The 20301-nt window shown below is 74.0% G+C and carries 18 protein-coding genes; 10 read left to right on the top strand and 8 right to left on the bottom strand.

Annotated features, from left to right (window positions below; all coding sequences use genetic code 11):
* Positions 1–16 precede the first annotated feature (16 nt).
* Positions 17–829 (bottom strand): RNA polymerase sigma factor SigJ, encoded by an 813-nt coding sequence (gene sigJ / locus RM609_RS18725; RefSeq protein WP_438828476.1) that lies wholly within the window; start codon positions 827–829, stop codon positions 17–19.
* Between the two features lie 196 nt (positions 830–1025).
* Between sigJ and RM609_RS18720 the strand changes: the two genes are divergently transcribed.
* From RM609_RS18720 to RM609_RS18700, 5 genes are all read left to right on the top strand, one after another.
* Positions 1026–1856, top strand: a complete 831-nt coding sequence (locus RM609_RS18720) for an alpha/beta fold hydrolase (protein WP_311612318.1) — start codon at positions 1026–1028, stop codon at positions 1854–1856.
* Between the two features lie 117 nt (positions 1857–1973).
* Positions 1974–3581, top strand: a complete 1608-nt coding sequence (locus RM609_RS18715) for an alkaline phosphatase D family protein (protein ID WP_311612316.1) — start codon at positions 1974–1976, stop codon at positions 3579–3581.
* Positions 3582–3641: 60 nt separating this feature from the next.
* The gene (locus RM609_RS18710) at positions 3642–5006 is read left to right on the top strand and encodes a dihydrolipoyl dehydrogenase family protein (protein WP_311612314.1); all 1365 of its coding nucleotides are present in this window, start codon (positions 3642–3644) and stop codon (positions 5004–5006) included.
* 122 nt (positions 5007–5128) lie between these two features.
* Positions 5129–6538, top strand: a complete 1410-nt coding sequence (locus RM609_RS18705; protein ID WP_311612312.1) for a GNAT family N-acetyltransferase — start codon at positions 5129–5131, stop codon at positions 6536–6538.
* A 63-nt stretch (positions 6539–6601) separates the two neighbouring features.
* On the top strand, positions 6602–8287 hold the full coding sequence (locus RM609_RS18700; protein WP_311612310.1) for a DUF885 domain-containing protein: 1686 nt from the start codon (positions 6602–6604) through the stop codon (positions 8285–8287).
* 58 nt (positions 8288–8345) lie between these two features.
* Here the strand turns inward: RM609_RS18700 and RM609_RS18695 are convergent, their stop codons facing one another.
* Positions 8346–8828: a rhodanese-like domain-containing protein gene (locus RM609_RS18695; RefSeq protein ID WP_311612309.1), complete on the bottom strand. Its 483-nt coding sequence runs from the start codon at positions 8826–8828 to the stop codon at positions 8346–8348.
* Positions 8829–8922: 94 nt separating this feature from the next.
* On the opposite strand from RM609_RS18695, the gene RM609_RS18690 reads away from it, so the two are divergent.
* Positions 8923–9411: an Lrp/AsnC family transcriptional regulator gene (locus RM609_RS18690; RefSeq protein ID WP_311612308.1), complete on the top strand. Its 489-nt coding sequence runs from the start codon at positions 8923–8925 to the stop codon at positions 9409–9411.
* On the opposite strand, the gene RM609_RS18685 is transcribed toward RM609_RS18690, so the two are convergent.
* The 3 genes from RM609_RS18685 to RM609_RS18675 form a co-directional block, all read right to left on the bottom strand.
* Positions 9359–12475 (bottom strand): AAA family ATPase, encoded by a 3117-nt coding sequence (locus RM609_RS18685; RefSeq protein WP_311612306.1) that lies wholly within the window; start codon positions 12473–12475, stop codon positions 9359–9361. The two genes, RM609_RS18690 and RM609_RS18685, sit on opposite strands and share 53 nt — an antisense overlap.
* Entirely contained in the window at positions 12472–13638 is a 1167-nt protein-coding gene (locus RM609_RS18680) for an exonuclease SbcCD subunit D (protein ID WP_311612305.1), read from the bottom strand. The genes RM609_RS18685 and RM609_RS18680 overlap by 4 nt, the downstream gene beginning before the upstream one ends.
* A gap of 176 nt (positions 13639–13814) precedes the next feature.
* On the bottom strand, positions 13815–14441 hold the full coding sequence (locus RM609_RS18675) for a YigZ family protein (RefSeq protein ID WP_311612304.1): 627 nt from the start codon (positions 14439–14441) through the stop codon (positions 13815–13817).
* Between the two features lie 98 nt (positions 14442–14539).
* Here RM609_RS18675 and RM609_RS18670 point away from each other — a divergent pair, with 98 nt between their 5' ends.
* Both RM609_RS18670 and RM609_RS18665 read left to right on the top strand, forming a co-directional pair.
* On the top strand, positions 14540–14947 hold the full coding sequence (locus tag RM609_RS18670) for a CoA-binding protein (protein WP_311612302.1): 408 nt from the start codon (positions 14540–14542) through the stop codon (positions 14945–14947).
* 60 nt (positions 14948–15007) lie between these two features.
* Positions 15008–15547, top strand: a complete 540-nt coding sequence (locus RM609_RS18665) for a GNAT family N-acetyltransferase (protein ID WP_311612300.1) — start codon at positions 15008–15010, stop codon at positions 15545–15547.
* On the opposite strand, the gene RM609_RS18660 is transcribed toward RM609_RS18665, so the two are convergent.
* Complete coding sequence (locus tag RM609_RS18660; RefSeq protein WP_311612441.1) at positions 15519–16061, bottom strand: YbaK/EbsC family protein; 543 nt, start codon at positions 16059–16061, stop codon at positions 15519–15521. The two genes, RM609_RS18665 and RM609_RS18660, sit on opposite strands and share 29 nt — an antisense overlap.
* Before the next feature lie 65 nt (positions 16062–16126).
* The gene (locus tag RM609_RS18655; protein WP_311612299.1) at positions 16127–16699 is read right to left on the bottom strand and encodes a helix-turn-helix domain-containing protein; all 573 of its coding nucleotides are present in this window, start codon (positions 16697–16699) and stop codon (positions 16127–16129) included.
* Positions 16700–16799: 100 nt separating this feature from the next.
* Between RM609_RS18655 and RM609_RS18650 the strand changes: the two genes are divergently transcribed.
* Entirely contained in the window at positions 16800–17666 is an 867-nt protein-coding gene (locus RM609_RS18650; protein ID WP_311612298.1) for an EamA family transporter, read from the top strand.
* A gap of 59 nt (positions 17667–17725) precedes the next feature.
* On the opposite strand, the gene RM609_RS18645 is transcribed toward RM609_RS18650, so the two are convergent.
* Complete coding sequence (locus tag RM609_RS18645; protein WP_311612297.1) at positions 17726–18247, bottom strand: gamma carbonic anhydrase family protein; 522 nt, start codon at positions 18245–18247, stop codon at positions 17726–17728.
* A 194-nt stretch (positions 18248–18441) separates the two neighbouring features.
* Between RM609_RS18645 and RM609_RS18640 the strand changes: the two genes are divergently transcribed.
* Positions 18442–20268: an NAD(P)/FAD-dependent oxidoreductase gene (locus RM609_RS18640; protein ID WP_311612296.1), complete on the top strand. Its 1827-nt coding sequence runs from the start codon at positions 18442–18444 to the stop codon at positions 20266–20268.
* The last annotated feature ends 33 nt before the right edge of the window (positions 20269–20301 follow it).

Here is a 20301-nt window from a genome sequence, read left to right as displayed (position 1 = left end):
TACCCCGGCCGGGGCGTCAGGGCAGCACCCCCGTCAGCTTGTCGGGATTGCGCATGACGTGGATCTCCGTGATGAACCCGTCGGTGGTCTCGACGCTGACGACGGTGTCGGGCAGCCCCCGGGACAGCACCAGCACCGCCGGGGCACCGTTGACCTCGACGATCCGGACCTCCGGGTCGGTGATCGGCTTGGCGGCGATGGCCAGCAGGAAACGGGCGACCTTGTCGGCGCTCTCCAGCACGCGCAGCGGGCCCTTGGCCTTGCCGCCGCTGTCGCCCACGAGGCGGACGCCGGGGGCGAGGAGGGCGAGCAGGTCCTCGACGCTGCCGCCGGTGGCGGCGGCGAGGAACCGCTCGGTGAGCTCCCGGCGGCCCGCGGCGTCGACGTCGAAGCGCGGTCTGCGCTCCGCCACATGGCGGCGGGCCCGCCCGGCGAGCTGCCGCACGGCCGCCTCCGTGCGGTCGAGGGCCTCGGCGATGTCCGCGTAGGGGAAGCCGAAGGCCTCGCGGAGGACGAAGACCGCGCGCTCCAGCGGGGAGAGCGATTCGAGGACGACGAGCAGGGCGAGGGAGACGGTGTCGGCGAGCACGGCCCGTTCGGCGGTGTCGGGGACGGTCGTGCCGAAGTCGGTGGCGACGGGCTCGGGCAGCCACGGCCCCACATAGGTCTCGCGCCGCGTCTGCGCCAGGCGCAGCCGGTCGAGGGCCAGCCGGGTGGTGACGCGCACGAGATAGCCGCGCGGGTCGCGGACGTCCTCGCGGTCCGCCGCCGACCAGCGCAGCCATGCCTCCTGGACGACGTCCTCCGCGTCGGCGAACCGGCCGAGCATCCGGTAGGCCACCCCGTTGAGGGTGGTGCGGTGTTCCTCGAAGACGTCGAGCAGGGAATCACTTGCGTTCACCTCCTCATCCCAGCGGAGGGGGTGGTGATTGTCCACGTGATCGCGCCCACGCTCTACCCAGTGGTAACCGTTGCTGACATCCTGTCTCGGTACGTCGCCCCACGGATGACGAGGAGCACCGCCCATGGCCGAGAAGATCTCCTTTCCCGTCGACACGCCCTCCGGACCGCGCACGGCCACGGTGGTGTACGAACGCCTCGGCGGCGGGGAGCCCATGGTTCTGCTGCACGGGATCGGCCACCATCTCCAGGTCTGGGACCCGGTGGTGGGCCTGCTCGCCGCCGAGCACGACGTCGTCGCCGTCGACCTGCCGGGCTTCGGGCTCTCCCCCGGGCTGCCGGGCGGGATCTCCTACGACCTCAAGGGCGTGATCCCCGTGCTCGGCGCGTTCTTCGACGCCCTCGGCCTGGACCGGCCGCACGTCGTGGGCAATTCCCTCGGCGGCCTGATCGCCCTGGAGCTGGGGCACCGCAAGCTCGTGCGGTCCGTCACGGCGCTCTCGCCCGCCGGTTTCTGGACCGAGAACGAGCGCCGGTGGGCGTACGCGCTGCTGCGGGGCATGCGGACGGGCGCGCAGCGGCTGCCCGAGCCGACCGTGGCCCGGCTGGCCCGGACGGCCGCGGGCCGCGCGGCGCTGGCCGGCTCCATCTACGCCCGGCCGGGCCGCCGTTCGCCCGACGCCCTGATCGCCGAGACACGGGCGCTGCGCGAGGCGACGGGCTTCGAGGCCACCCTGGCCGCCGGACGCTCGCTGCTCTACACCCACGACGTGCCGGACGTGCCGGTCACCGTCGCCTGGGGCACCCAGGACCGGCTGCTCCTGCGGCGCCAGGGGGTGCGGGCGAAGAAGGTGATCCCCGGGGCCCGGCTGGTCCGACTGCCCGGCTGTGGTCACGTGCCCATGAACGACGACCCCGCGCTCGTCGCCCGCGTAGCGCTGGACACCTCGCGCTGAACGCTGTTCACGAGGAGTTCGGCTGCCGGGCACATGGCCCCGGTAGGAACGGAACGACCAGTGGAGGAAGAGGCGGCCGGGCTCCGTGGGGCCGGCCGGACACAGGAGGACGTTCTGATGGTGAAGGCGTACGGCCCGGGGGTCGGCCGGCGGTCGGTGCTGCGGGGCTCCCTGGCGGCCGCCGGGGCGGCCGCGCTGCCGCCGCTCGCGGGGGCGGCGCCCGCACAAGCGCTGTCCGCACGGGCGCCGTCCGCGCCGGCACAGCTCCTGTCGGGGCGGCCGAGCGCCGACTGGGGTGTGCAGGCCGGCGATGTGACAGCCTCGTCGGGGCTGGTGTGGGTGCGCTCGGACCGCCCGGCCCGGATGGTCGTGGAGACCTCGGCGACCGAGTCGTTCCGTAACGTCCGCCGCTGGACCGGGCCGGTGGTCGGCCCCGGCACGGACTTCACCGGCCGGACGGCCCTGCGCGGCCTGCCCGCCGGGGAGCGCGTCCACTACCGGGTGGTCCTCGCCGACCCCGACGACCCGCGGCGCACGAGCCGCCCGGTGTACGGCTCGTTCCGCACCGCCTCCACGCGCCGCGAGGACGTCCGGTTCCTCTGGTCGGGCGACCTCGCGGGGCAGGGCTGGGGCATCAACCCCGACCGGGGCGGCTACCGGATCTATGAGCACATGCGCCGGCTGGACCCCGACTTCTTCCTGTGCAGCGGCGACAACATCTACGCCGACAACCCCATCCCGGCGACCGTGGCCCTGCCCGGCGGCGGCACCTGGCGGAACATCACCACCGAGGAGAAGTCGAAGGTCGCCGAGACCCTGGCGGAGTTCCGGGGCGCGTTCCGCTACAACCTGCTCGACGAGAACCTGCGCCGCTTCAACGCCCAGGTGCCCACCATCGTGCAGTGGGACGACCACGAGGTGCACAACAACTGGTACCCCGGCCAGCTCCTGGACGACGCGCGCTACACGGAGAAGCGGGCCGATGTCCTCTCCGCGCGCTCGCTGAAGGCGTTCTCCGAGTACTTCCCCCTGTCCACCCTCACCCCCGACGCCGACGGGCGCGTCTACCGGGTGCTGCGCCACAGCCCGCTGCTGGATGTCTTCGTCCTGGACATGCGCACCTACCGGAACGCCAACTCGCCGAACCGGCGGCCCGACGACACCCAGGGCATCCTGGGCGAGCGCCAGCTGCGCTGGCTCAAGCGGGAGCTGTCGCGGTCCCGCGCGGTGTGGAAGGTGATCGCCTCCGACATGCCGCTGGGGCTGGTGGTCACCGACGGTCCGGTGAACTTCGAGGCGGTCGCGCAGGGCGACCCGGGCGCGCCGCTCGGCCGTGAGCTCCAGATCGCCGAGCTGCTGCGGCACATCAAGCACCGGCGGATCACGGGCACGGTCTGGCTGACGGCGGACGTCCACTACACCTCGGCGCAGCACTACGCCCCGGAGCGGGCGGCGTTCAAGGACTTCGCGCCGTTCTGGGAGTTCGTGTCGGGACCACTGAACGCGGGCGGCTTCCCGGCGGTGAAGCTGGACGGCACCTTCGGGCCGGAGCAGCCCTTCGTCAAGGCGCCCGCGACGGCGAACGTCCCGCCGGGGCAGGACAGCCAGTTCTTCGGCGAGGTGGCCATCGACGGAGGCAGCGGCGAGCTGACCGTACGGCTGCGGAGCGAGACCGGCGGCGTCCTGTTCACCAAGGTGCTCCAACCGGGGCGCGTCGGACAGTGACGCCCTCGCGGCACGGTGGGATGGTGGCGGTCTCACCCGTCGCGAGGAAGGTGCGGTGCCGTGGCCGAACAGGTGGATGTCGTCGTCATCGGGATGGGCCCCGGCGGCGAGCATGTCGCGGGCGGTCTGGCGGAGGCCGGGCTGGACGTGGTGGGCGTGGAGGCCGAGCTGGTCGGCGGTGAGTGCCCGTACTGGGCCTGTGTGCCCAGCAAGATGATGATCCGCGCCGGGAATCTGCTGGCCGAGGCCCGCCGGATTCCCGGTATGGCGGGCTCGGCGCGGGTCGACGCGGACTGGGGCCCGGTCGCCGCCCGGATCCGGGACGAGGCCACCGACGACTGGGACGACCGGGTCGCCGCCGACCGGTTCACCGGGCAGGGCGGGCGGCTGGTGCGCGGCCGGGGGCGGCTCGCCGGTCCGGGGAAGGTGGCGGTCGGCGACGAGGTCTTCGAGGCCCGGCGCGGCATCGTCGTCGCCACGGGCAGCAAGCCGCAGATCCCACCGGTGCCGGGCCTCGACTCCGTGCCGTACTGGACCAACCGGGACGCGATCGCCGCGAAGGAGCCCCCGCGCTCGCTGCTGGTGCTGGGCGGCGGGGCGATCGGTGTCGAGCTCTCCCAGGTCTACGCCCGTTTCGGTACGCGCGTCACCGTCATCGAGGCGATGGGCGGCCTGATCCCCGCCGAGGAGCCGGAGGCGGGCGAGCTGCTGGCCGGGGTACTGCGCGCCGAGGGACTGACGCTGCGCACGGGCACCGGGGCGGCGCGGGTGCGGCACGACGGCGACGCGTTCGTGCTGGAGCTGGCGGACGGCTCGGAGCTGACGGGCGATCAGCTGCTGGTGGCCACCGGCCGCCACGCGGACTTCTCCGGGCTGGGGCTGGACACCGTCGGCCTCGACCCGTCGGTCCGGGCGCTGCCGACGGACGGCTGGATGCGGGTGGCGCCGGGGCTGTGGGCGCTGGGCGATGTGACCGGGCACGGAGCTTTCACTCACGTGGCGATGTACGAGGCGGACATCGTGCTCCGCGAGATCCTCGGCCGGGGCGGCCCGGACGCCGACTATCGCGCCCTGCCCCGGGTGACCTTCACCGACCCGGAGGTCGGCGCGGTCGGCCTGACCGAGAAGCAGGCCCGCGACAAGGGGCTGCGGGTGCGCACGGGGTGCTCGAAGGTGCCGGACTCGGCGCGCGGCTGGATCCACAAGGCGGGCAACGAGGGCCTGGTCAAACTGGTCGAGGACGCCGACCGCGGGGTGCTGGTCGGCGCGACGGCGGTGGGGCCCATGGGCGGCGAGGTGATGTACGGCCTGGCGGTGGCGGTCCAGGCGGAGGTGCCCGTGGCCACGCTCCGGCACATGATCTACGCCTATCCCACCTTCCACCGGGGCGTGGAGGACGCGCTACGGGCGCTTGAGACATCCTGACCCCCGCCGTGTAAACATCAGGAAAATCCTCCCAGCAGGCACAGAAACGAACAGAAGCGTCCTTTACTCATCGGACACAGGGCGTTCGTGATCGCGCAACACCGCTCCGTCAGGGTGGCCGCATGACCGACGAGACCATCGCGAAGAGCTCCCACCGGCACCACTGGCGCCGGGACCTGGTGGAACTGGCCGCCCTGTTCAGCGCGGTCGCCATCGCCGACTCCGTCGCCGACACCGTCGTCCACGGCCCCGACGGCCCCGTGCTGCTGGGAGCCTCCGCCGCGGCGCTGCTGGCCACGGCCGCGTTCCACACCTGGTGGGCGCGGCGCCGCGGCCCCGCGCCCCCGGCACCCGCCCCCGGCACCGTTCCCGCCCCGCCCGCCACGGCCGACGGCACCACGCCCGCCACCACGCCCACCGCCCGGCACGGCGGCGCCACGACGCTGTGGCGGATGCGGACGACCGTACGTGACGAGCCCGGCAGCCTGGCCGCCCTCGGCCTGGCCCTCGCGGGCCTCGGCGTCGACATACTGTCCCTCCAGACCCATCCGCTGGGCGACGGCACCGCCGACGAACTGCTGCTGCGCGCCCCCGCCGCCCTGGGCCCCGCCGAGCTCACCCGGGCCGCCGCCGAGGGCGGCGGCCGGGACACCTGGCTGGAGCGGGCCGACGCCCATGACCTGGTGGACGCCCCCACCCGGGTCCTCCACCTCGCCACCCGCACCGCCCTGGACTCCGCCGAACTGCCGCTCGCCCTGCGCCGGCTGCTGGGCCGCTGCACCATCCGCTCGATACCGGCCACCCGTTCCGGCGCGGCCGGCGAATCCGTACCGGACGACGGGGTGTGCGAGGGGACGGTGATGCGGCTGCGCGAACCCTCCGGCGGCACCATCACCATCGACCGCCCGTATCTGTCCTTCACCCCGACCGAGTTCGCCCGCGCCCGCGCGCTGGTCGAGCTCGACGCCCGCCTGGGCCCGCGCGCGGCGCACCCGGACGATGTGCTGACGCTGCCCGAGGGCGGCGAGATCACCGTCCGGCGCGCCGGCACGGGCGATCTGGCCGCCGCCCGGGAGATGCACGAGCGCTGCTCCCCGGCGACGCTCTCCCAGCGCTACCACGGCCCCCTCGGCAACGCCGACCGCTATCTCCACCACCTGCTGAGCCCCCGCTTCGGCCGCACCCTGGCCGCGTACACCGCCACCGGACGGCTGGTGGCGCTGGGGCATCTGCTGTGGGACGGCGACGAGACCGAGGTGGCGCTGCTCGTCGAGGACGGCTGGCAGCGGCGCGGGGTCGGCGGCGAACTGCTGGGCCGGCTGGTGGCCATGGCCGCCGAGGCGGGCTGCGAGAGCGTCTACGCCGTCACCACCGCCGCCAACACCGGGGTCGTCGCCGCCATGCGCGCCCTGGAACTGCCCCTGGACTACCAGATCGAGGAGGGCACGCTCGTCATGACCGCCCGTATCGCCGCCCGGCCCCCGGCCACCCCGGAGCGTCCCGTGGCCGTACGCCGCGCCACGGGCGGCTGACTTGGCGGCCCGCCGGAGGAAAAACCGGTGACGCGGCGGTACCGCGCGTACGAGGATGGGCGCATGCCGAACACCACCAGCGCAGAACTGCCCCGCCAGGTCGCCGACGCCTATGTCACCGCTTTCATCGAGCTCGATCCGATCACCGGAACCTTTCTGGGGGTCGCGGAGAGCTCCCGGCGGCTGCCGGACTTCTCCCCGGCGGGAGCGCGGGCCGTCGCCGACCTGGCCCGCGCCACCCTGGAGGCGCTGACCGAGGCCGAGGCGCGGCCGGGCGGGGACAGCGACGGCGAGCGGCGCTGCGCCCGGCTGCTGCGCGAGCGGCTGACCGCCGAGATCGCCGTGCACGACGCGGGCGAGCACCTGCGCACGGTCAGCAATATGCACTCGCCGCTGCACATGGTGCGCGAGGTGTTCACGCTCATGCCGCTCGACGGCAAGGACGACTGGTCGGCCGTCGCCGAGCGGCTGCGCGCCGTACCGGCGGCCCTGGAGGGCTATCGCGCCTCCCTCGCCGAGGGTCTGTCGCGGGGGCTGCTCGGCGGCCCCCTCCAGGTGACCACGGTGCTGGGGCAGTTGACCGAATGGATCGGCACGGGTGCGGGCTGGTTCGGCGACCTCGTCGCCGACGGGCCCGAGGAACTGCGCGCCGAGCTGGCGGAGTCGGCGCTCGTCGCCACGGGCGGCCTCGTCGCGCTGCGCGACTGGCTGCGGGACGTCTACGCCCCGGCCGTCGAGGGCGCGCCGGACGTCGTGGGCCGTGAGCGCTACGCCCGCTGGTCCCGCTACTGGAACGGCACCGACCTGGACCTCGACGAGGCGTACGCCTACGGCTGGTCCGAATTCCACCGCATACTCGGCGAGATGCGCGTGGAGGCGGAGAAGATCCTGCCGGGCGCGAAGACCCCGTGGGAGGCACTGGCCCACCTCGACGCGCACGGCACCCACATCGAGGGCGTCGAGGAGGTGCGGGTCTGGCTCCAGAAGCTGATGGACGAGGCGATCGAGGCGCTGGACGGCACCCACTTCGAACTGGCCGAGCGCGTCAAGCGCGTCGAGTCCCGCATCGCCCCGCCGGGCGGCGCGGCGGCGCCGTACTACAGCCAGCCGTCCGAGGACTTCTCCCGCCCGGGCCGCACCTGGCTGCCCACCATGGGCGAGACCCGCTTCCCGGTGTACGACCTGGTGTCGACCTGGTACCACGAGGGCGTGCCCGGTCACCACCTCCAGCTGGCGCAGTGGGTGCACGTCGCGGACCGGCTCTCCCGCTACCAGGCCACGGTCGGCCTCGTCAGCGCCAACTGCGAGGGCTGGGCGCTCTACGCGGAGCGGCTCATGGACGAGCTGGGCTTCCTCACCGACCCCGAGCGCCGCCTGGGCTATCTGGACGCCCAGATGATGCGCGCCACGCGGGTGATCATCGACATCGGCATGCACCTGGAGCTGGAGATCCCCGGGCACTCCCCCTTCCACCCCGGTGAGCGCTGGACGCCGGAGCTGGCGCGGGAGTTCTTCGGCATGCACAGCGGCCGCCCGGCGGACTTCGTCGACAGCGAGCTGGTGCGCTACCAGGGGATGCCGGCGCAGGCGATCGGCTACAAGCTCGGCGAGCGCGCCTGGCTCACCGGCCGGGAGACGGCACGCGCGGCCCACGGCACGGCGTTCGACGCCAAGGCCTGGCACATGGCGGCGCTGTCCCTGGGTTCGCTGGGCCTGGACGACCTGGTGACGGAGCTGTCGGCGCTCTGAGGCACGTACGGCTGCCGCGCCCCCCGTCGGGTGCGGCAGCCGTCGGGTGCGGCAGCCGTCAGCAGCCGCAGTCGGCGGCGCCGACGGGGGCGGTCAGCGGGTCGGGCTCCCGGACGCTCCTGCCCTCCCAGGTCTCCACCTCGTAGCCCTCGCGGATCCAGTACTCGATGCCGCCCAGCATCTCCTTGACGCGGTAGCCGAGGCAGGCGAGGGCGAGCGCGGCCCGGGTGGCGCCGTCGCAGCCGGGCCCCCAGCAGTACACGACGACGGGCACGGCGGGGTCCAGGAGTCCGGCGGCCAGCCGCGGGACGTCGGCGGTCGGCAGGTGGACCGCGCCGGGAATGTGCCCCTGGTCCCAGGCGGCGGTGGAGCGGGAGTCGACCACCGTGAAGTCCCCGCGACCGGTGGCCAGTGAGGCGTGGACGTCGGCGACGTCGGTGTGGAAGGCGAGCCGGGCGGCGAAGTAGGCCGCGGCCGCGGTGGGATCGGCGGGCGGAACGGCGAGGACGGGGCTGGCGGCACGGGCGGCGGTTGCGGTCATGCCCGGAAACCTACGGTCCGTGACCGGCCGCCGGAACCGGTGATCCCCGGCGAAACCATTGCCCTACCAGGGATTCCCCTGCTAGACATCGCACATGACCGGCTATTCCCCCGACGCCACCGACTGGCGCATACTCGACGCCCTCCAGAGCAACGGCCGGGCCGGCTACGCCGAGTTGGCCCGCGCGGTGAACATGTCCGCCAGCGCCGTGACCGAGCGGGTCCGCCGGCTGGAGGAGGCGGGCGTCATCGAGGGCTACACCGCGGTGGTGGACCCCGAGCGGCTCGGTCTACCGGTGCTGGCGTTCGTCCGGCTCCGCTATCCGAACGGCAACTACAAGCCGTTCCACGATCTGCTGGACTCGACTCCCGAGATCCTGGAGGCCCACCACGTCACCGGTGACGACTGCTTCGTGCTGAAGGTCGCCGCCCGTTCCATGCGCCACCTGGAGGAGGTGGCGGGCCGGATCGGCGGGCTCGGCGCGGTGACCACGAGCGTGGTCTACTCCTCGCCGCTGCCCCGCCGCCCGTTCAGCCGGCGGACGCCGCCCGGTGCCGGACGGACGAGCCCGACCGCTCCTTGACGATGTGCAGTTGCGCGGGGACGCGCTGTCTGAGGTCGGCGACGTGGCTGACGATGCCGACCGTGCGGTCGCGCTCGCGCAGCGAGTCCAGGACGTCGAGGACCTCGTCGAGGGCCTGCTCGTCGAGGCTGCCGAAGCCCTCGTCGATGAAGAGGGTGTCCAGGCGGACGCCGCCCGCCTCCTCCGTGACCACGTCGGCGAGGCCCAGGGCGAGGGCCAGCGAGGCGAAGAAGGTCTCACCGCCGGAGAGCGTGGCGGTGTCGCGCTCGCTGCCCGTCCAGGCGTCCACGACGTGGAGGCCCAGGCCGGAGCGGCCGCGCCCGGAGGTCCGGGCGTCGGAGTGGACGAGCGTGTAGCGCCCGCCCGACATCCGCCGCAGCCGGACCGTCGCGGCGGCGGCGACCTGCTCCAGCCGGGCGGCCAGGACGTACGACTCCAGGCGCATCTTGCGCTCGTTGCGGGCGGAGGTGCCGGCGGCGAGCGAGGCGAGCTCGGCCACCCGGTGGTACTCCGCGCGCAGCGGGGCCAGGCGGCGGGCGTCGGTGCCGGCCTCGGCGGAGAGCCGGTCCAGTTCGTCGCAGCGGGTCCGGGCGGCGGCCTCCTCGGCGGAGGCGTGCCGCAGCAGCCGGGTCGCGGCGTCGGCGGCCGCGCGGGCCGCCTCCGGGTCGGCGGGCGGCAGCGCGGCGGCCTCCGCCGGGCCGGGGTCGGCCAGTTCGGCGGCGACGGCCGCCTCCTCGCGCCGCCACGCCTCCTCCCGTTCTTCGAGTTCCCGTCGCGCAGGGGCGCTCAGCAGCGCCTCAGCGGCCTGGGCGGGGGTGCCGAAGCCGGCGCGGTAGGCGGCGTCGGCGAGCCGGTCGTCGGCCTCCTTGAGCTGGTCCGCCGTGCGGGCCGTCTCCCGTGCGGCCTCGGCGGCGCCGGCGACGAGGCCCACCCGGCGCTCCAGCAGCGCGGCGCGGTGGGCGACGCTCTCGGCGCCGTCCCGGGCGCGGTCCAGCTCCCGGGTCAGGGCGCGGAGTTCCTCGTCGAGGCTGTCCCGGCGCGTGGCGTGGGCGGCGAGGCGCAGCCGGGCCTCCTCCTGCCCGGCGCGGCGCCGCTCGTGCTCGTGCTCGGCGCTCTGAAGGGCCTGGCGGGCGCGGTGGAGGTCCTCGGCGGCGGCGCGGGCCCCGGCGTGGGCGCGGGCCAGGTCGTCGACGAGGGCGGTGAGGTCGGCGACGGTGGCCTCGCCCGCGTCGGCGGTGGCCACGGCCAGTTCTTCGCGCAGGGGCCGTAGCGCCCGGTCGGCGGCGTCGCGGGCCTCGTCGGCGCGGCGGCTCGCGGCCAGCGCGGATTCCTCGGCGGCGCGGTCCACCTGTCCGGCGTCGGCGCGGGCCGGGCCGGGGTGTTCGGTGGCGCCGCACACGGCGCAGGGTTCGCCGGGCGTGAGCTCGGCGGCGAGCTCGGCGGCGATGCCGCGCAGTCTGCGTTCCTTGAGGTCGAGCCAGTGCTCGTGGGCGGCGACGGCCTCCTCGCGGGCGCGCAGCAGCCGGGCCTCGGCGGTGGACACCTCGTGGGCGAGGCCGTCGCGGCGGCGGGCGGCGGCGAGCCGCTGCCGTTCGGTCTCCAGGCGTGCGGCGAGGCGTTCGGCCTGCCCGGCGGCCTCCTGTGCCTCGTCGACGCGCCGTTGGTGGTCCCGGCGGGTGGCGTCCCAGCCGGCCAGCCAGTCGGCGGCCTCGGCGAGGAGGGCCTCGTCGGCGTCGGCGGCCCGCTCCAGTCCCTTGGTCTCGGCGGTGATCGCGGCGGCGCGGTCCTCGGCCCGGCGGGCGGCGGCGAGCGAGCCGAGCTCCTCGCGGAGGGCGTGCTCCAGGGCGCCGAGCTCCTCGGCGCCGGCCTCGCGCCGCTCGGCGGGGAGCGGCGTCCTGGCCCGGTGCTCGGCCTCGGCCGCGGCCCGGTGCCCGGCCTCGGCCCGGTCGCGCGACTCCAGCGCGGGCGCGACGACTTCGGCCGCCCGCCCCCGCGCGAGCCGCTCGCGCAGCGCGTCCCGCTCCTCCCGCCCCTCCGCGAGGGCGGCGGCGCGCCGCAGGGCGTCGGCGTACCGCCGCTGCGACCGCTCCAGATCGCGGGCCTCGTCGGCGCGCTGCCGCGCGACGTGATACCCGCGCTCGGCGGCGCGGGCCGCCGCGCCGGCGATGTCCCGCCGCTCCCGCGCGTGCGTACGGGCGAGGGCCGCCCACTCCAGCACGGCCTCGGCGAGCCCGGCGTCGCCGGGCGCGAGCGGCACGGGCGCCGAGGCCCGGCCCCGGCCACCGCGGGGCGCGGGCACGCGCCCGGCCGCCGGGCGCGGCACGGCAGCGCCCTCCGCGTCCGGAGCCGTCGCCGGGTGCGGCGCGCCCACCTCCGGCAGGGTCGGGTCCGCGGCCGCCTGCCGCATCCGGTGGCCGAGGGCGAGCAGGCGTTCGTCGCCCGCGCGCACCCGTGCCTCCGCCGCGCGGCGGAGCTCCGCGAGGTGTTCCTCGACCGCGGCGAAGCGGCCGGTGTCGAAGAGGCGGCCGAGGAGCCGGGCGCGGGCGCCGTCCTCGGCGCGCAGGAAGCGGGCGAAGTCGCCCTGCGGCAGCAGGACGACCTGGCAGAACTGCTCGCGGTTCATGCCGAGCAGCCGGGTGACCTCCTCGCCGATCTCGTCGTGGGAGCGGCTGAGCGCCTTCCACTCCGTGGCCCCGGCGGGCAGTTCGCGCAGCGCGCTGTACGCCTTCTCCCGTGTGAAGCCGGTGCCGCGCTTCTTGGGGCGGGGCTGCTCGGGGCGCCGGGTGAGCTCCAGGCGCCGTTCGCCGACGGTGAGTTCGAGGACGACCTCGGTGGCGGTGCCGGGGTCGGCGTGGTCGCTGCGCAAGGTGAGGCCGGTGCCCTGCCGGGCGCCGGGCACGCCGCCGTAGAGCGCGTAGCAGACCGCGTCGAGGACGGAGGTCTTGCCCGCGCCGGTGGGCCCGTGGAGGAGGAACAGTCCCGCGCCGGCGAGCTCGTCGAAGTCGATGTGCTGGGTGCCGCCGAAGGGCCCGAAGGCGGTCAGGGTGAGCCGGTGGAGCCTCACGGGGTCACCTCGCGGGCGGCCTCGTCCAGGCGGACGGAGTCGAGCGCGGCGGTGAGCACGGCGCGCTCGGCCGCGTCGGGTCCGTCGCCGCCGCGTACGTGGGCCACGAAGTCCTCGGCGATCTGCTGGTCGGTGCGGCCGCGCAGCCGCGAGGCGTAGGAGGCGAGGGGGTCCTCGGGGGCCCGGTCGGGTTCGAAGACCAGGCTGAGGGTGTGGGGAAAGCGGTGGGTGAGCCGGGCCATGGGCTCGTGGGGGCGTTCCGGGTCGGTGAGGGTGGCCTCGACCCAGGCGTCCTCGTGCCGCTCCAGGCCCGGGTCGGCGAGGAGCTCCTCCAGCCGGCCGCGGATCCGGGCGAGGCGGCGCGGTACGGGGCAGTCGAGGCGCTCGGCGGTGACGGTGCCGTCCCCGTCGAGGTCGACCAGCCACATGGTCTTGCGGTGGTTCGCCTCGGAGAAGGAGTAGGCGAGCGGGGAGCCGGAGTAGCGGACGCGGTCGGTGATGGCCTGGCTGCCGTGGAGGTGGCCGAGGGCGGTGTAGTGGACGCCGTCGAAGACCTCGGCGGGGACGGCGGCGACGCCGCCGACGGTGATGTCGCGCTCGCTGTCGCTGGTGGTTCCCCCGGCGACGAAGGCGTGGGCGAGGACGACGGCGCGGGTGCCGTCGGGCCGCCCGGCGAGGTCGGCCCGTACCCGGTCCATGGCGGCCCGGAGCACGGCCGTGTGCCCGGCCCTGTCGGCGCCCAGCCGCTCGCGGACGAGGGCGGGCTCGAGGTAGGGCAGGCCGTAGAAGGCGACGTCGCCGTGGTCGTCGGCGAGGAGGACGGGCGTGCCGCAGCCGTCGGGGTCGGTGCGCAGGTGTATCCCGGCGCGCTCGATGAGTCCGGCGCCGACTCCGAGGCGGCGGGGCGAGTCGTGGTTGCCGGAGATCATCACGGTGGGGACGGCGAGCTCGGCGAGCCGGTGGAGGGCTTCGTCGAAGAGCTCGACGGCGGCGAGCGGGGGAACGGCCCGGTCGTAGACGTCGCCGGCGACGAGCACGGCGTCGACGCGGTGCTCGCGGACGGTCCGTACGAGGTGGTCGACGAAGGCGCGCTGGGCCTCCAGAAGGTTCACGCGGTGGAAGGACCGTCCGAGGTGCCAGTCCGAGGTGTGCAGCAGTCTCACAGGACGGCTCCGGCCCGCATCGTCTCGTCCCCTTCGCTGTGGTCCCCGGTATCGGTGGGCGCTTGTGTCACACCTGTTCCGGACGGCACTCTGTCCAGTTCCGTCCCCCAGTTTCGCATCCGGGCGGGGGCCGGGCGGCACGATCGGCCGGAAAGCGGGCGGCGGCCCGCCGGGGGTCAGACGTCGCCGTAGGCCTCCCCGCCCAGTTCCAGCCGGGCCGAGCCCGCCGTGGCGTCGGCGAGCCAGGAGCGGAAGGACTCGACGTCCGCCTCGGGCAGCCCGATCTCGATGCTGACGCCCGTGCCGTAGGTCACGTTCCGCACCTCGCGGCCGGTGGCGCGCAGCTCGTTCTCCAGCTTTCCGGCGCGCTGGTGGTCGACGGTGACGGTCGCCAGCCGGAAGCGGCGCCGGGTGATGGTGCCCAGGGTGTCGAGGGCCTCGCCGACCACACCGCCGTAGGCGCGGATGAGCCCGCCGGCGCCGAGCTTGATGCCGCCGAAGTAGCGGGTGACGACCGCGACGACGTAGCGGGTCTCGCGCCGGACGAGCATCTGGAGCATGGGTACGCCCGCGGTGCCGCCGGGCTCGCCGTCGTCGCTGGCCTTCTGGACGGAGCCGTCGGCGCCGATGACGTAGGCCCAGCAGTTGTGGCGCGCGGTGGGGTGCTCCTTGCGGATCCGGGCGATGAAGGCCTGGGCCTCCTCCTCGGTCGCGGCGGGCGCGAGCGCGCAGATGAAGCGCGACTTGTTGATCTCGATCTCGTGCACGCCCTCGCGCGCGACCGTCCGGTATTCGTCGTGCATCCCGTAAGCCTAAATCGTCCCCCGATCCGGTCCGGATCTTGGCCGGATCTTGCGGGTGATCCCGGGAATGGTGGGATGGGGAAGCTCGTTGAGCGGGCATGTACGCAGAACCGGGGATCATCCGGAAGATCATCGAGGGGACCGGGCCCACCTGGGCGGTGGTCGGTCTGTCAGCAAATGAGCAGCGCGCGGCGTTCGGCGTGGCCGAGTTCCTCCAGCGCCATGGCAAGCGCGTCGTGCCCGTGCACCCCAAGGCCGAGACGGTGCACGGCGAGCGGGGGTACGCCTCGCTCTCGGACATCCCCTTCGACGTCGACGTCGTGGACGTCTTCGTCCGCTCGGAGTTCGCGGGCGCGGTCGCGGACGAGGCGGTCGCGGTGGGCGCGAAGGCCGTCTGGTTCCAGCTGGGCGTGATCGACGAGGACGCGTACGAGCGGACGCGCGCGGCCGGACTGCCGATGGTCATGGACCGCTGCCCCGCGATCGAGATCCCCCGGCTGCGCTGAGGTCCCGTCCCTCCTTGTCACCCCCATGTCCCCGCGGCGGGCGTGCGCTAGCGTCAGTTCATGATCGTTGCGCGTATGGCCCGCCCCGAGGACGCCGCCGAGATCGTCCGGCTGCGTCGAGTGATGTTCGCCGCGATGAGCGGCCACGACTCCCCCGGCCCCTGGGAGGCCGCGGCCGAGGAGATAGCGCGCCGGCAGCTCGCGGAGACCGGGCGGCCGGGGCTCGTCGGATTCGTCGTGGACGGCGAGCCGGCCGTCGACGGTGCCGGCCCGGAGGACGCGCCGCGTCTGGCCGCGTGCGCGGTCGGCCGGATCGAGGAGCGGCTGCCCGCCCCGGGGCACCCGACGGGCCTGTTCGGCTTCGTCTTCAACGTGTGCACCGATGTCCGTTACCGGGGGCGGGGTTTGGCCCGTGCGACGACGGAGGCGCTGCTCGACTGGTTCGCCGGGCAGGGCGTCACGCGCGTCGATCTCCATGCCACGGACGACTCCGAGCGTCTGTACCGCGACCTCGGTTTCGCCGAGCACTCGCTGGCGCTGTCGCTCGACGTATCGCGGCGGCCGAACGGTGTCAGCCGGCGAGACCGTCCAGGACGGTGACCCCCGGCAGCGACGCGATGGCCTTGCCGGGCACGATGAGCTTGCCCCGGCGGCTGCCGCTGCCGATGAGCACGTACGGGCTGTCGGCGACGGCCGCGTCCACCAGCACGGGCCAGCCGGCGGGCAGCCCGATCGGGGTGACGCCGCCGTACTCCATACCCGTCCCGGTGAGCGCGGTGTCCATGGCCGCGAACGAGACCTTGCGCGCGCCGAGATGGCGGCGTACGACGCCGTTGACGTCGGCGCGGGTGTGGCCGAGGACGACGCAGGCGGCGAGCGTGGTCTCCCCGCCGCGCTTCGCCGCGACGATCACGCAGTTCGCGGACTTCTCCAGCAGCCACTGCCCGTAGTGGGCCACGAGGACGGCGGTGTCGGCCTTCTCCGCCGCGGTGTCGACGTGGAGCAGCTCCTCCACGGGCACCGGGCCGCCCCAGCCCCGGATCGCCTCCGCCACGGGCGGGACCAGCAGCCCCAGCCGTTCGGCGGCGGGCCCGACGTCGTCGAACGCCTCCATGGGCGTCGGGTTCTCGCTCACGATCGTCACCGTAACAGCCCCGCCGGAGAGGGCGCCGGGGCGTCTCAGCGGGCGGGCGGGACGGCCACCGCCATGGTCATCTCGACCGGTTCGGAGCCGTCGTTGCGGTAGGTGTGCGGCACGTTCGCCTCGAAGGTGGCCGAGCTGCCGGCCGGCACCCGGTGCTCCGACCCGTCGACGACGAGGGTGAGCTCGCCGGCGGTGACCCGCAGCAGCTCGACCGTGCCGGGCGGGTGGGCGTCCGAGGCGCTGCTGTCGCCGGGCACGATCCGCCACTCCCACAGCTCCAGCGGGCCGCGCGCGTCGGTGCCGACGAGGAGCGAGGTGTGACTGCCGGCCTCGGTGGACCACATCCGCACCGCCTGCTCCCGGGGGACGACCCGGACGCGTGCGCCCTGGTCGTAGTCGAGGAGGGTGGTGATGCTGACGCCGAGCGCGTCGGCGAGTTTGACCGTGGTGCCGACGCTGGGGTTGGTACGGGCCTGCTCGATCTGGATGATCATGCCGCGGCTGACCCCGGAGCGGGCCGCCAGGGCGTCGAGGGTGAAGTTGCGCTCACCACGCCAGCGCTTGAGGTTACGGGCGAGTGACTGTGTGAGCTGATCGAGGTCCGTCACGTTCGATCCCGTCCAATATATTTTTCGCCAAGTTCAACATAATGAACTACGGTGTCCCGGACTCTTACTGTTCACCACACTGTACTGCGAGGTCCTTCCCATGACACCGGTCTTCGCCCTGGCCACCAGCCTCATGTGGGGGCTGGCCGACTTCGGCGGCGGTCTGCTCACCCGGCGCATGCCCGCCCTGACCGTGGTCCTGGTCTCCCAGCTGCTGGCCGTGGCCGCGCTGGGCTCCATCGTCGTCGCCACCGGCGGCTGGTCCGAGACCGGCCCCCAGCTCTGGTACGCGGTCGCGGCCGGCGTGGTCGGCCCGGCGGCGATGCTCGCCTTCTACCGCGCCCTGGCCCTCGGCCCGATGGGCGTCGTCTCCCCGCTGGGCGCGCTCGGCGGCGTCGCCGTGCCGATCGGCGTCGGGCTCGTCCTGGGCGAGCGCCCCGGTCTGCTCCAGCTCGCGGGCATCGCGGTCGCCGTCGCCGGCGTCGTCCTGGCCAGCGGCCCGGGACTCGGCGGCGCGCCCGTACAGCGCCAGACCCTGGTGCTCACGCTCGTCGCCGCCTTCGGCTTCGGCTCGGTGATGGCACTGATCGCCGAGGCCTCGCACAACCTCACCGGGCTCTTCCTCGCCCTGTTCGTCCAGCGTCTGTGCAATGTGGTGGTGGGCGCGGGCGCCCTCTACGCCTCCGTCCGCCGGGGCGCCCCGGCCCTGCCGGACAACGGCTGGCAGGGCATCCGCTCGGCGCTGCCCGCGCTCGCCTTCGTCGGCCTGGCCGATGTGGCCGCCAACGGCACGTACAGCATCGCGGCCAACAGCGGCCCGGTGACCGTCGCGGCCGTCCTCGCCTCCCTCTACCCGGTGGTCACCGCGCTGGCCGCCCGGGGCTTCCTGAGCGAACGGCTGCGCGGGGTGCAGGCCGCGGGCGCGGGCCTGGCGCTCGTGGGAACGGTCCTGCTGGCGACGGGCTGACGGCCGGGTACGGCCCCGGCGCGTCGCCGGGCCGTTCGCCGACGCTCCAGCGCCGGCGCTCAGACCTCGCGGTGGGCCTTCGCCAGTTCCAGGTACATCGCGGCGTTGAGCCGGATGTGCTCGCGCTCCTCCTCGGTCAGCTCCCGGCGCACCTTCGCGGGCACGCCCGCGACCAGTGAGCCGGGCGGCACCCGCATGCCCTGGGGTACGAGCGCCTGCGCGGCGACCAGTGAACCGGCCCCGATCACAGCGCCGTTGAGCACGGTCGCGCCCATGCCGATCAGCACGTCGTCCTCGACGGTGCAGCCGTGCAGCACGGCGTTGTGCCCGACGGTCACCCGCTCGCCGACGCACACCGGGAAGCCGGGGTCGACGTGCACGGTGCAGTTGTCCTGGATGTTGCTGTCGGCGCCCAGCGCGATCGGGCCGCAGTCGGCGCGCAGCACGGCGTGGTACCAGACGCTCGCCCCGGCGGCGAGGGTGACGTCGCCGAGTACGACTGAGGTCGGGGCCGTGAATGCCTCCGGGTCGATCTCCGGTTCCCGCCCGCCCACGCCGGCGATCAGCGCTCGCTCCGTCATCGCCCCGGTCCTCCCTTGATCCACACAACTGATCCACGCGACTGATCCACACGGCGCCCTTCGCGCCCCCGGAACGGTATCCCCCTCCGTCTCCGCCGCATATGACGATGGCCCGAATGTGTCACCTATGAATAACTTTCTGATGATTTGTACAGCCTCGTAGTGCCAGAGCGGATCACGAAGCTGGAGGACGCATGCCGAGTTCGACCCCACCACCCGTCATCGTGCTGATGGACGGCGACCCGCTCCGCAGGAGCTCGCTCGCCGAGACGATCGCGGGCTGGTACGAGCAGGACTTCCAGGTCCTGCAACTGGGCTCCGGCGAGTCCGCCGGCCTCGGCGCCCTGGCCGGGGGCGGCACACGGGTGGCGCTGGTGGCCGAGGTGGGCGAGGACAGCGCCGGGCTCGCCCGGACCGCCGAGGCGGCCAAGATCCCGGACGCGGCCGGCCTGGTGTCGCTGGTGCCCGACGGGGAGACGGCGGCCGTGACCGACGGCGGCGGCCCGGCGAAGGCAGGCTTCGTCGAGGAGGACGGCCTGCGGACGACGCACCTCCGGCTCGTCGACAACCTGCTGTACGACTGGTGGCTGGAGGCGCCGCCGGATCTGCGGAAGCTGTTCGGGTCCGTCGAGATCTCGGGGAACATCAAGGCCAAGGGGGCCTTCAGGATCCGGGAATTCCTCACCGGGTCCGGCGTCGTCTTCCGCTGGCCCAAGGACTCCCAGGGCAAGGACATCCTGGTCAAGGTGACCCCGCCGGGAAGCCGGACCGCCACGGAGCTCACGAACCCGACGCTCGTCCAGCTGGCGAAGGCGCTCGGGCTCCTGAACACGTCGCTGAAGGACTGGTACGACCTGGTGATCGTCGGCGGCGGGCCCGCCGGTCTGTCGGCAGCCGTCTACGCCGGCGCCGAAGGGCTCTCCACCCTCGTCATCGAGGACGACGTCCCCGGCGGCCAGGCGGGCACCTCGTCGAAGATCTGGAACTACCTCGGGTTCCCGGGAGGGATCCCCGGGCACACCCTGGCGACGTCCGCCTTGAAGCAGATCAAGGAATTCAAGGTGCACTGGCACCCGCTCGCCGTCGCGAAGGCCCTGCACCTGGGCACCGACACCGACCAGACCTGGGTGCTCCCCCACGAGGTCGAGCTCTCCGACGGAAAACGGATCAAGGCCGGTGCCGTCGTCATCGCCACCGGCATGACCTGGCGGCGACTGGACAAGAGCACTCGCGCCGACGAGCTGGAGGGCGCCGGCGTCTACTACCACGCCCTCATGACCGACCTCGACTACATCGAGGGCAAGGAGATTGCCATGGTCGGCGGAGGCAACTCCGTCGGGCAGGCCGCGGTCCACTTCGCGCAGAAGGCCAAGAAGGTCACATTGATCGTCCGGTCCGATCTCAAGGGCATGTCCCAGTACCTGGTCGACGCGATCGAGCGCCTGAAGAAGGCCCAGAAGATCGACGTGCTGCTGAAGACCGAGGTCAAGGAATGCGTGGCCGCGAAGACGAAGAAGGAACTGGCGGCCGTGAAGATCGGCCCCACCGGAAAGGAGCATCCCGCCAAGAGCACCCTCGACACCGAGTGGCTGTACGTGCTGATCGGCGGGGTCCCGAACACCAAGTGGCTGAGCGAGAGGGTTCTGCTCGCCCCCAACGGCACGGTCCTGACCGGACATCACGTCCCCGGCCAGGAGGAACGGCTCAAGCGGGTGGAGAAGGAGGTCCGCGAGCGCGCGAAGAAGGAGGGCCGGCCCCCCAAGAAGACCGAGGAAGAGGTGGCGAAGGCCGTCGAGGCCGCCAGGGTGCCGTCCACGGGGACCAGCGTCCCCGGGGTCTTCGCGGTCGGCGACGTCCAGTACGCGGCGCCGCCCCGCGTCGGCGGGGCGGTGGGCCGGGGTGCCGCCTGCGTCGCCGACCTGTTCGGCTACATCAAGGCGTACCCGTACCTCTTCCCGACCTACGCCGGAAAGACCGGCAAGGGCGGAAAGGGCGGAAAGAACGGCAAGGGCAAGGACTGAGCGGGAACGCCGAAGGCCCCCGGCAGCCGCCGG

Source organism: Streptomyces hesseae (assembly GCF_031845785.1).
GTDB classification, from domain to species: Bacteria; Actinomycetota; Actinomycetes; order Streptomycetales; family Streptomycetaceae; genus Streptomyces; species Streptomyces hesseae.
This window is presented reverse-complemented; position numbering and strand designations above follow the sequence as displayed.

Coding starts and splice junctions, on each gene's coding strand:
- sigJ (WP_438828476.1), bottom strand. CDS start 829: ATGCTCGGCCGGTTCGCCGACGCGGAGGACGTCGTCCAGGAGGCATGG.
- RM609_RS18720 (WP_311612318.1), top strand. CDS start 1,026: ATGGCCGAGAAGATCTCCTTTCCCGTCGACACGCCCTCCGGACCGCGC.
- RM609_RS18715 (WP_311612316.1), top strand. CDS start 1,974: ATGGTGAAGGCGTACGGCCCGGGGGTCGGCCGGCGGTCGGTGCTGCGG.
- RM609_RS18705 (WP_311612312.1), top strand. CDS start 5,129: ATGACCGACGAGACCATCGCGAAGAGCTCCCACCGGCACCACTGGCGC.
- RM609_RS18700 (WP_311612310.1), top strand. CDS start 6,602: ATGCCGAACACCACCAGCGCAGAACTGCCCCGCCAGGTCGCCGACGCC.
- RM609_RS18695 (WP_311612309.1), bottom strand. CDS start 8,828: ATGACCGCAACCGCCGCCCGTGCCGCCAGCCCCGTCCTCGCCGTTCCG.
- RM609_RS18690 (WP_311612308.1), top strand. CDS start 8,923: ATGACCGGCTATTCCCCCGACGCCACCGACTGGCGCATACTCGACGCC.
- RM609_RS18675 (WP_311612304.1), bottom strand. CDS start 14,441: ATGCACGACGAATACCGGACGGTCGCGCGCGAGGGCGTGCACGAGATC.
- RM609_RS18670 (WP_311612302.1), top strand. CDS start 14,540: ATGTACGCAGAACCGGGGATCATCCGGAAGATCATCGAGGGGACCGGG.
- RM609_RS18665 (WP_311612300.1), top strand. CDS start 15,008: ATGATCGTTGCGCGTATGGCCCGCCCCGAGGACGCCGCCGAGATCGTC.
- RM609_RS18660 (WP_311612441.1), bottom strand. CDS start 16,061: ATGGAGGCGTTCGACGACGTCGGGCCCGCCGCCGAACGGCTGGGGCTG.
- RM609_RS18650 (WP_311612298.1), top strand. CDS start 16,800: ATGACACCGGTCTTCGCCCTGGCCACCAGCCTCATGTGGGGGCTGGCC.
- RM609_RS18645 (WP_311612297.1), bottom strand. CDS start 18,247: ATGACGGAGCGAGCGCTGATCGCCGGCGTGGGCGGGCGGGAACCGGAG.
- RM609_RS18640 (WP_311612296.1), top strand. CDS start 18,442: ATGCCGAGTTCGACCCCACCACCCGTCATCGTGCTGATGGACGGCGAC.